Annotated in this window: 7 protein-coding genes, 1 tRNA gene and 1 pseudogene; 8 read left to right on the top strand and 1 reads right to left on the bottom strand. The window is 68.7% G+C overall.

Features of this window, described 5'->3' with window-relative positions; all coding sequences use genetic code 11:
- Nucleotides 1-134 precede the first annotated feature (134 nt).
- The 3 genes and pseudogenes from VJ655_RS15880 (at nt 135) to VJ655_RS15870 (ending at nt 1,005) form a co-directional block, all read left to right on the top strand.
- Nucleotides 135-211: transfer RNA gene (locus VJ655_RS15880), tRNA-Met, on the top strand.
- 260 nt (nt 212-471) lie between these two features.
- Nucleotides 472-675: pseudogene (locus VJ655_RS15875) on the top strand (cold-shock protein); the annotation flags it as partial.
- Nucleotides 676-810: 135 nt separating this feature from the next.
- The gene (locus VJ655_RS15870; protein ID WP_035017693.1) at nt 811-1,005 is read left to right on the top strand and encodes a cold-shock protein; all 195 of its coding nucleotides are present in this window, start codon (nt 811-813) and stop codon (nt 1,003-1,005) included.
- Between the two features lie 121 nt (nt 1,006-1,126).
- Here the strand turns inward: VJ655_RS15870 and VJ655_RS15865 are convergent, their stop codons facing one another.
- Nucleotides 1,127-3,415 (bottom strand): NADP-dependent malic enzyme, encoded by a 2,289-nt coding sequence (locus VJ655_RS15865; RefSeq protein WP_324112726.1) that lies wholly within the window; start codon nt 3,413-3,415, stop codon nt 1,127-1,129.
- A 315-nt stretch (nt 3,416-3,730) separates the two neighbouring features.
- Here VJ655_RS15865 and uraH point away from each other — a divergent pair, with 315 nt between their 5' ends.
- From uraH to guaD, 5 genes are all read left to right on the top strand, one after another.
- Complete coding sequence (gene uraH / locus VJ655_RS15860) at nt 3,731-4,078, top strand: hydroxyisourate hydrolase (protein WP_324112724.1); 348 nt, start codon at nt 3,731-3,733, stop codon at nt 4,076-4,078.
- A complete protein-coding gene (xdhA, locus tag VJ655_RS15855) occupies nt 4,078-5,532 on the top strand; it encodes a xanthine dehydrogenase small subunit (protein ID WP_324112722.1) in 1,455 nt (484 codons plus the stop codon). The genes uraH and xdhA overlap by 1 nt, the downstream gene beginning before the upstream one ends.
- Nucleotides 5,525-7,873 carry a xanthine dehydrogenase molybdopterin binding subunit gene (gene xdhB / locus VJ655_RS15850; RefSeq protein WP_324112720.1) on the top strand — a complete coding sequence of 783 codons (2,349 nt, stop codon included), beginning with the start codon at nt 5,525-5,527 and terminating at the stop codon, nt 7,871-7,873. The genes xdhA and xdhB overlap by 8 nt, the downstream gene beginning before the upstream one ends.
- A 117-nt stretch (nt 7,874-7,990) precedes the next feature.
- Nucleotides 7,991-9,001 (top strand): xanthine dehydrogenase accessory protein XdhC, encoded by a 1,011-nt coding sequence (gene xdhC / locus VJ655_RS15845; RefSeq protein ID WP_324112718.1) that lies wholly within the window; start codon nt 7,991-7,993, stop codon nt 8,999-9,001.
- Complete coding sequence (gene guaD, locus VJ655_RS15840; RefSeq protein ID WP_324112716.1) at nt 8,998-10,287, top strand: guanine deaminase; 1,290 nt, start codon at nt 8,998-9,000, stop codon at nt 10,285-10,287. The genes xdhC and guaD overlap by 4 nt, the downstream gene beginning before the upstream one ends.
- The last annotated feature ends 72 nt before the right edge of the window (nt 10,288-10,359 follow it).

Here is a 10,359-nt window from a genome sequence, read left to right as displayed (position 1 = left end):
ACTCGGTCGTTAAGTCCCCCTGGGCCAATGGTACTTCGTCTCAAGGCGCGGGAGAGTAGGTCGCCGCCAGGTCCGCCAAAAGGATATCAAACCAAAGTCCAACCCCTGCCTCACAATCTCACATAACCCCCTGACGCGGGGTGGAGCAGCCCGGTAGCTCGTCAGGCTCATAACCTGAAGGTCACAGGTTCAAATCCTGTCCCCGCACCCAAGGTCCAGAACGCCAGAGCCCGTGAGGCCAAGCGCCCCGTCCGATTGTGGCCGGGGTTTTTCTATATCTTCACGTGCAATTTAGAGTGGCATTTGCGCCACGCTCGCCGCCGGAAGCGTGAATTTTTCTGCCCTCGGCCGTGTTCCAGCCGACTTTCTCCATTCAAAGCCCATAGCGCATGGCGCGGTTTTGCGTCATGACTTCCGTTGGAAGGACGCGGGCCGACTATCAGCCCGTCGATTGAGGTGTTTGAGGATAATATGGCGAACGGTGTCGTTAAGTGGTTCAACCCGGCCAAGGGCTTTGGTTTCATTCAGCCCGAGGACGGCGGCCAGGACGTGTTCGTCCACATCGCCGCGGTTGAACGCTCGGGCCTGGCGGGTCTGAACGAAGGTGATCAAGTCGCGTATGAACTGGAAGAAGACCGCCGCTCGGGCAAGACCTCGGCCGGTCAACTGCGCGTCACGGGCCACGGCGCCGTGCCGGCCGGTGGCGGCGCTCGCGGTGGCGCTCGTCCCCCGCGCAGCTTCGATGCTCCGCGCGGCGGCGGCGGCGGCGGCGGCTTCTCGTCGGGCACCGGCGAAAGCGGCACGGGTGTCGTGAAGTGGTTCAACACCACCAAGGGCTTTGGCTTCATCCAGCCGGACAACGGCGGCGGCGATGTGTTCGTGCACATCTCGGCCGTTGAACGCGCCGGTCTGCGTGGCCTGAACGAAGGCCAGCAAGTCGGTTACGAGCTTGAACAGGATCGCCGCTCGGGCAAGACCTCGGCCGGGAACCTGCGCATCCTCTAGGCGCGCAAAGGAAAAGGCCGCCCGGACGGACGGCCTTTTTCAGAGACTGTTGAAGGCCCCGCCGGCGCTGACGCGCTGGACGGGGCCTTTTGTCGTTTTGGAAGGAGGGCGCGTGAGCGCCTCAGCCCGCTTCCCGAGCCCGCTCGGACGCCGCCTGGTTTACGGCCAGCGCCGTCAGGTTGACGATACCGCGCGCCGTGACGCTGGGGATCAGCACATGCAGCGGCTTGGCCATGCCCAGCAGAAGAGGGCCGACCAGCAGGGATTCGGTCGCGGCGCTCAGCAGGGTGAGGCCGATGTTCGCCGCGTCCAGAGTCGGCATGACCAGAAGGTTCGCCGAGCCCTTCAGCGGGCTGTCGGCCACCATGCGATCGCGCAGGTGTTGGCTGAGGGCGGCGTCGGCGTGCATCTCGCCGTCGACCTCCAGCTCGGGCGCCTGATCGCGCAGTAGAGCCAGGGCCTCGCGCATCTTGCGGGCGGTCGGCGAGTTGCTGGCCCCGAACGAGGAGTGCGAGAGCAGGGCCGCCTTGGGCGTCACGCCGAAGCGGCGCACGGCCTCGGCGGCCAGTTGGGTGCATTCGGCGATCTGCTCGGCGGTCGGATCGACATTGACGTGGGTGTCGCAGAAGAACAGCGTGCCGTTGTCCAGGATCAGCGACGACATCGCATAGACCCGGCTGACGTCATCCCGCTTGGGAATGATCGGCAGGGCGTACTTCATGTGCTGCCACCAGTCGCCGCTACCGCCCACCAGCGCGGCTTCGACATAGCCGGAATCCAGCAGCATCGAGGCGGCCACCGTGCGGCGGCCCTGGACGCGGCGCTCGGCCGCGATCGGCGGGACGCCGCGCCGGCCGACCAGACGCTGATAGTCGGCGACCAACGGTCCGAACAGGGCCTTGTCGGCCTGGGGGTCGACGATTTCGACCGTCCCGCCGATATCGAGGCGCAGCCCCAGCTCCTCGATCTTGGCCATGATCACGTCGCGGCGGCCGACCAGCACGGGATGGGCTAGGCCTTCGTCGACGACGGTCTGGACCGCGCGCAGCACGCGCTCGTCCTCGGCCTCGGCGTAGGCGACCTTGACCGGCGCCTTGCGCGCTCGCTCGAAGACCGGCCGCATCAGCTGGCCCGAGCGGTAGACGAACAGCTCCAGTTCGCGGCGATAGTGGTCGAAGTCGGCGATCGGGCGCGTGGCCACGCCGCTATCCATGGCCGCCTTGGCGACCGCCGGGGCGATCTGCAGGATCAGGCGCGGATCGAAAGGTTTGGGGATAATGTATTGCGAGCCGAACACGGGCGCGGCGCCGCCATAGGCGCTCGCCACCACTTCGGACGCTTCGGCGCGGGCCAGTTCGGCGATCGCCTCGACCGCGGCGACCTTCATCGTCTCGTTGATCTCCGAGGCGCCGACGTCCAGCGCGCCGCGGAAGATGAACGGGAAGCACAGGACGTTGTTGACCTGGTTGGCGTAGTCGCTGCGCCCCGTGGCCATGATCGCGTCCGGCCGCGCCGCGTAGACCAGCTCGGGCAGGATCTCGGGATCCGGATTGGCCATGGCCAGGATCAGGGGATTGGGCGCCAGCAGCGGCAGCCATTCGGGCTTGAAGACGCGCGGCGCCGAAAGGCCCAGGAAGATGTCGGCGCCCGGCAGCACCTCGGGCAGGGTCCGCGCGTCCGTGGTCCGCGCGTAGCGGGCCATGTTGGCGGGCATGTCCGCGTCGCGGCCGGCGTGGACCACGCCCTTGATGTCGGTCAGGGTGACGTTCTCGACCGGCAGGCCCATCGAGACCAGCAGGTCGACGCAGGCCAGCGCGGCCGCGCCCGCGCCCGACGTCACCAGCTTGACGTCCCGCAATGTCTTGCCCTGGACGAGCAGGGCGTTGCGGACGGCCGCGGCGCAGACGATGGCGGTGCCGTGCTGGTCGTCGTGGAAGACGGGGATGTTCATCCGCTCGCGCAGGGTGCGCTCGATGACGAAGCACTCGGGGGCCTTGATGTCCTCGAGATTGATGCCGCCGAAGGTGGGCTCCAGCGCCGCCACCACCTCGATGAAGCGGTCCGGATCCTTGGCGTCGACCTCGATGTCGAACACGTCGATGCCGGCGAACTTCTTGAAGAGGACGGCCTTGCCCTCCATCACCGGCTTGGAGGCCAACGGGCCGATGTCGCCCAGGCCCAGCACGGCGGTGCCGTTGGAGATGACGGCCACCAGGTTGCCGCGCGCGGTGTAGTCGCGCGCCATGTCCGGATCCTCGGCGATCGCCAGGCAGGGAGCGGCGACGCCCGGGGAATAGGCGAGGGCGAGGTCGCGCTGGGTGGCCATTCGCTTGGTGGCCTCGATCGCCAGCTTCCCGGGTCGCGGAAGGCGGTGATAGTCCAGCGCCGCCTTGCGGAAATCCTCGTCCATCGGTGATCCTCTAGAAGCTCTGCGCGCCCGTTCGCGCGGTCCGTCTCGTTCGCGGACCGTCAGGCGTCTAGCTACCGGGGATGGGCCGCTTTTCCAACCCCGAGCGCCCAGCGATCGAAGTCATTTATGATAACGGTAACATTCTTTCGCCGTCACAAGGTCTCTCGTAAGTAATAAATCTATTATATATTGCCTCCGCTTCGGGCGCCGCGCGCCGTCTTCCTTGGCGCATCGCCCATCCCCGCCTCGCGGACGCCCCGCGTGCTGGACAGGGCGGTGGCGGCGGCCGAGCATCGACGTGACCGGAGAACCAGCATGAGCGGACTGACGACACACATCCTCGACCAGGCGGCCGGCAGACCGGCGGCCGGCGTCGTGGTGCGCGTGTCGCGGCGCGAGGGCGCCGGCTTCGCGCCGGTGGCCGAGCTGCGCACCGACGCCGACGGTCGCGCGCGCCTGATCGCGGGGGAGGCCCTGACTGTCGGCGGCTATCGCCTGGAGTTCGCGATCGGCGACCACTTCGAGGCCTCGGGCCTGCCCGTCACCGATCCGCCGTTCCTGGACGTGGTGGTCATCGACTTCGCCGTGTCGAACACCGAGCAGCATTGGCATGTGCCGCTGCTGGTCTCGCCCTATGGCTATTCGACCTATCGGGGCAGCTGATGGGCGAGGTGATCCGCTTTCTGCTGGACGGCGAGGTTCAGGAGGTTCGCGGGGCGAACCCGACGACCACCCTGCTGGAGCATCTGCGCGGACCTCTGCGCCGCACCGGGACGAAGGAAGGGTGCGCCGAGGGCGATTGCGGCTCCTGCACGGTGCTGGTCGGCGAGGCCGAGAGCGCCAATGGGGAAGGGGGCGTCGCCTGGCGGGCGGTCAACGCCTGCATCCAGTTCCTGCCCATGCTGCACGGCAAGGCGCTGATAACGGTGGAGAGCCTGGCGAAGGACGGAGCTCTGCATCCGGTGCAGGAGGCCATGGTCGACAAGCACGGCTCGCAGTGCGGCTTCTGCACGCCCGGGATCGTGATGTCGCTGTACGGCCGCGCGATCGGCGCCAAGGGCGCGGACGGACCGGTCGGCGAGGTGCTGGCCGGGAATCTCTGCCGCTGCACCGGCTATGGCCCGATCATCGACGTCGCCAAGACCCTGGCCGCCGAAACCGCGCCGATGGCTGATCTTTCGATGGTTCGTGACGAGACGATGCTGGCGCTCAGCTTCCAGGACGAGATCCATGGCGTCGTCCGCGAGTGGTTCTCCCCGCGCACGGTCGATGAGCTGGCGGAGGTCTATATGGCCCATCCCGACGCGACGATCGTGGCCGGGGCGACCGACGTCGGCCTGTGGGTCACCAAGCAGCGGCGGCCCATGCCGGCCTTGATCAGCGTATCGGAAGTCGCCGAACTCAGGACCCTGGAGGAGACGAGCCAGGCTTTGCGGATTGGCGCGGGCGTCCGCTATGTCGACGCGATCGCGGCGGTCGCGAAACTCTATCCGGACCTGGGCGCGATGATGCGCCGGCTGGGTTCCGCGCAGGTGCGCAACAGCGGCACGATCGGCGGCAACATCGCCAATGGCTCGCCGATCGGCGACATGCCCCCGGCCCTGATCGCGGCGGGCGCGACGCTGGTCCTGCGCCGGGGCGAGACGCGCCGCGAGTCGCCTCTGGAAGCCTTCTTCCTCGACTATGGTAAGCAGGATCGGCGTCCGGGCGAGTTCGTCGAGGCGGTCGTGGTTCCGAAACCGGCGGCGGGTCGGATCTTCAAGGTCTTCAAGCTGTCCAAGCGGTTCGACCAGGACATTTCCGCGGTTTGCGGCGCGTTCTCGATCGCGGTGGAGGACGGCGTCGTGACGGACGCCCGCATCGCGTTCGGCGGGATGGCGGGCACGCCCCGGCGCGCGCCCGGATGCGAGGCGGCGCTGGTCGGCCAGCCTTGGACCGAGCCGACGGTGGAGACGGCGATGGCGGCGCTGGACGCCGACTACGCGCCGATGAGCGACATGCGCGCCTCGGCGGCCTACCGCGCGCTGGCGGCGCGGAACATGCTGCGCAAGGTGTTCCTGGAGACCACCATGCCTGGCGTGACGACCCGCGTCATTCCGGAGAGCGCCCATGGCTGACTCCGGAGCCGCAGCGACCAGCGCCGTCCAGGGCGTGCACGCGCCCCTGCCGCACGACAGCGCCCAGCGCCATGTCGCCGGCTCGGCGATCTATATCGACGACCTGCCCGAACCGCCGGGCCTGCTGCACGTGCATCTGGGCATGAGCACACGGGCCCATGCGAGGATCACCCGGCTGGATCTTTCGGCCGTGCGCGCCTCGCCGGGCGTGGTGTCGGTGCTGAGCGCCTCGGACATTCCGGGCCAGAACGACGTCAGTCCGGTCATCCATGACGACAGGCTGTTCGCCGCCAGTGAGGCTTCTGGGGGCGAGGTCTATTGCGTGGGTCAGAGCCTTTTCGCCGTGGCCGCCACCTCGATCGCCGCCGCCCGCGCCGCCGCCGCCAAGGCCGTGTTCGAGTACGAGGACTTGCCGGCCGCCATCGACATCGCCGCCGCGCGGGCCATGGACCTGAAGATCGAGGCCAGCCAGCGCATGGCGCGGGGCGACGCCCAGGCCGCGCTGGCCACGTCGCCACGTCGGATCCGGGGCCGGTTCGCTATCGGCGGCCAGGATCACTTCTATCTCGAAGGCCAGGTGGCGCTGGCGACGCCGGGCGAGGACGGCGACGTTCACATCTGGTCGTCCACCCAGCATCCCAGCGAGGTGCAGCATCTGGTGGCTCGGGTCCTGGATCGCCCGCACACCGCCGTCACCGTCGCGGTGCGCCGCATGGGCGGAGCGTTCGGCGGCAAGGAGACCCAGGCTTCGCTGTTCGCCGCCGCCGCCGCCCTGGTGGCGGTGAAGACCGGCCGGCCGGCCAAGTGCCGTCCCGACCGCGACGAGGACATGGTCATGACCGGCAAGCGCCATGACTTCGAGGTCGCCTACGATGTCGGCTTCGACGACGAGGGACGGCTGACGGGTCTGGCGCTGGAGCTCTCCTCGCGCTGTGGGGCGACCACTGACCTGTCGATGGCCATCAACGACCGGGCGATGTTCCACGCCGACAACGCCTACTTCCTGCCGGCGGTCGAGATCGTCTCGCACCGGTTCAAGACCCACACGGTGTCGAACACCGCCTTCCGAGGCTTCGGCGGACCGCAGGGCATGCTGGCGATCGAGCGGGTCATGGACGCGGTGGCCGCAGCAACGGGCCTCGATCCGCTGGAGGTGCGCCGCCGCAACCTCTATGGCGGCGAGGGGCGGAACCTGACACCCTATCGCCAGGTGGTCGAAGACAATGTCGCGCCGCAGCTGATCGACGAGCTGGCCGCCTCGTGCGACTACGAGGCCCGCCGCCGCGACGTCGAGGCGTTCAACGCGACGAGCCCGGTCCTGAAGAAGGGCGTCGCTCTGACGCCGGTGAAGTTCGGGATCTCGTTCACGACCACGCACCTGAACCAGGCTGGGGCGCTGCTGCACCTCTATGCCGACGGCTCGATCATGCTGAACCACGGCGGGACCGAGATGGGGCAGGGGGTGAACATCAAGGTCGCCCAAGTGGTGGCCCAAGCGTTCCAGGTCGATGTCGCGCGGGTGAAGATCACCTCGACCGTCACCGACAAGGTGCCCAACACCTCGGCCACGGCCGCCTCATCGGGCGCGGACCTCAACGGCATGGCGGCGCTGAACGCGGCCGAGACGATCAAGGCGCGGCTGGTCGAGTTCGCGGCGCGCAAATGGAATGTCGAGCCCAACGCGGTGGCCTTTACGCCGGAAGGCGTCCGTGTCGGCGGCGAGACGTTCGAATTCGGCTGGTTCGCGCGCCAGGCTTACCTGGCGCGGATTTCGCTGTCGGCCACCGGCTTCTACGCCACGCCGAAGATCCACTACGACCGCGCCACCCACACCGGCCGGCCGTTCTACTACTTCGCCTATGGCGCGGCCTGCAGCGAGGTGCTGATCGACACCCTGACCGGCGAGATGAAGGTCACCCGCGCCGACATCCTGCATGACGTCGGCAAGTCGCTGAATCCCGCCATCGACCTTGGCCAGATCGAGGGCGGCTTCGTCCAGGGCATGGGCTGGCTGACGACGGAGGAGCTGGTCTACGACGCGCAAGGCCGCCTGCGGACCCATGCGCCCTCGACCTACAAGATCCCGACTTGCGGCGACCGCCCGGCGCACCTGGACATCCGCCTGTGGAAGGCCGGCCGCAATGTCGAGGCGACGGTGCATCGCTCCAAGGCGGTTGGCGAGCCGCCGCTGATGCTGGCGATCTCGGTGCACTCGGCGATCTGTCATGCGGTGGCGAGCGTTGACGAGTATCGGACCTTCCCGCAGCTGGGCGCGCCAGCGACGCCCGAGGCGATCCTGATGGCCTGTGAGGACGTGAAGCGGAGAGCCCGCGATGTGTAAATCCCTCTTCCATAGGGAGAGGGCGGGGCCCACCGCGAAGCGGTGGGAGGGTGAGGGGCTATCCCGTCATCCTCTGAAAACCCTCACCCCTACCCCTCTCCCAAAGGGAGAGGGAGCATGAGCCGGAACTGGGCCCGCGCCGCGCTCGCCCGCCTCGACGCCCGCGACGAAGCCGCGCTGGTCACCGTTCTCGCCACCGAGGGTTCGGCCCCGCGCGAGGCCGGGACCAAGATGGTCGTCTGGCGCGAGGGTCAGTCCGGCACCATCGGCGGCGGCAATCTGGAGCATCGCGCGACCGACCAGGCCCGCCGGATGCTGGACGGAAGCCAGGCCCATTTCGCGATCCAGGACTATCCGCTGGGCCCGCTGCTGGCTCAATGCTGCGGCGGCCGCGTGCGGCTGTTCCTGGAACGCCTGAACGACGACAGCCGCGACTGGCTGACCGAGGCGGCCAAGCGCATGGACGCGGCGCAGCCCTTCGAGGTTCGTACTCGCTTCGATCCGGGCCTGCTGAGAAAGTCGATCACCCCCATTCTCGCCACTGACGCCGAGGGCCCAGCCGTGTCGCTGGCCGGCGCGCCCGCCGCCGCGCGTGGGGTGCGGCCCGAGCTGGGCGACGAGCTGGTCGAGCGCGCCGACGCCCCACGTCCGCCGTTGCTGCTGTTCGGCGCCGGCCATGTCGGCCAGGCGATCGCCAAGGCGTTCGAGCCGCTGCCGTTCCGGCTGTTCTGGTGCGACAGCCGCCCCGAGACCGCCGACATCCCGGGCGTCACCGTGCTTGAGCCCGCGGAGATGGCCGCCAGGGCGATGGGCGCGTCGGCCGACGCCTATGGCCTGGTGCTCACTCACGACCACGCCCTCGACTACGCCCTGGTCTCGGCCGGGCTGGCGGGCGGCGGGTTCGGCTATTTCGGGGTCATCGGCTCGAAGACCAAACGGGCCCGGTTCATGAGCCGCCTGCGCGACGACGGCTTCTCCGAGGCCGTGCTGACGCGCCTCACCTGTCCGATCGGCCTGCCGGGCCTGAAGAGCAAGGCCCCCGAGGTGATCGCGGTTTCGGTGGCGGCCGACCTCCTGATGCGCCAGGAAGCGGCGCGCGTGCGCAACGACGAGAGTTCCAAGACGTGAAAGCCTATCGAGGGTCGATCCTCCACCTGCTGGGCGCCCCGGCCAAGACCTCGGAGGCGGTGGCCTTCCACGAAGACGGCCTGCTGCTGGTCGAGGACGGGCGCGTGGCCGCCTGCGGCGACCATGCCGACCTCGCGCCACGCCTGGGCGACACGCCGGTGGAGGACCTCTCGGGTCACCTGATCACGCCCGGCTTCATCGACACCCACATCCACTTTCCGCAGGTCGACGTCATCGCCGCCCACGGCGCGCAACTTCTGGAGTGGCTGGAGCAGCACACCTTTCCCTGCGAGGCGGCCTTCGCCGATCCGGTCCACGCGGCCGAAACGGCGGCGTTCTTCCTCGACGAGCTGCTGCGCAACGGCACGACGACGGCCCTGGTGTTCGGGTCTGTGCACAAGGTCTCGGTCGAGGCTCTGTTCACCGAGGCCTACGCCCGCGACATGCGGCTGATCGCCGGCAAGTCGCTGATGGACCGCAATGCGCCCGAAGGTCTCACCGACACGGTCGAGAGCGGCCGCGCCGACATGGAAGCCCTGATCGCCGCGTGGCACGGCAAGGGCCGTCTCGGCTATGCGGTGACGCCGCGCTTCGCCATCAGCTGCAGCGACGAGCAGCTCGCCATGGCCGGCGAGGTGCTGGCGGCCCACCCCGGCGTCTGGATGCAGACCCATCTGTCGGAAAATCCGCACGAGATCGAGGAGACGGCGCGGCTGTTTCCCGCCGCCAAGGACTATCTCGACGTCTATGATCGCTTCGGCCTGTTGCGGGAGCGCTCGGTCTTCGCCCACTGCGTTCACTTGAAGGGGGAGGCCTTCCAGCGGATGGCGGCCAAGGGCGGGGCGGTGGCGTACTGCCCGACCTCGAACCTCTTCCTGGGCTCGGGCCTGTTCCCATTGAAGGAGGCCTGCGCGCACGGGGTCGAGGTCGGCATGGGCACCGACGTCGGGGCCGGCACGACCTTCTCGATCCTCCACACGTTGGGCGAGGCCTACAAGGTCGGCCAACTGCGCGGCGACGCCCTGGAGCCGTTCCACGCCCTGTATCTGGCCACCCTGGGCGGCGCGCGGGCGCTGGATCTGGACGACAAGATCGGCAACCTCGCGCCGGGTAAGGAAGCCGACTTCCTGGTGCTGGACCTGGCCGCGACCCCGCTGATCGCCCGCCGGCTGGCGGCGGCGAAGACGCTGGAGGACAAGCTCTTCGCGCTGACGGTGCTGGGTGACGACCGCGTGGTGGCGCGGACCTACCTGGCGGGCGTGGAGCGGTACAGGCGGGGCGCCTGACGCCCAAATCCTCCCCCTAGCGGGGGAGGTGGCGCGAAGCGCCAGAGGGGGAAGCGCTGCTGAGCCGGCCTC

The organism is Caulobacter sp. (genome assembly GCF_035254145.1).
Lineage (GTDB): Bacteria > Pseudomonadota > Alphaproteobacteria > Caulobacterales > Caulobacteraceae > Caulobacter.
This window is presented reverse-complemented; position numbering and strand designations above follow the sequence as displayed.

What these genes read in the sequence shown, in the direction of transcription:
- xdhA (WP_324112722.1), top strand. Translation starts at nt 4,078, where the DNA reads ATGGGCGAGGTGATCCGCTTTCTGCTGGACGGCGAGGTTCAGGAGGTT.
- uraH (WP_324112724.1), top strand. Translation starts at nt 3,731, where the DNA reads ATGAGCGGACTGACGACACACATCCTCGACCAGGCGGCCGGCAGACCG.
- xdhB (WP_324112720.1), top strand. Translation starts at nt 5,525, where the DNA reads ATGGCTGACTCCGGAGCCGCAGCGACCAGCGCCGTCCAGGGCGTGCAC.
- VJ655_RS15865 (WP_324112726.1), bottom strand. Translation starts at nt 3,415, where the DNA reads ATGGACGAGGATTTCCGCAAGGCGGCGCTGGACTATCACCGCCTTCCG.
- xdhC (WP_324112718.1), top strand. Translation starts at nt 7,991, where the DNA reads ATGAGCCGGAACTGGGCCCGCGCCGCGCTCGCCCGCCTCGACGCCCGC.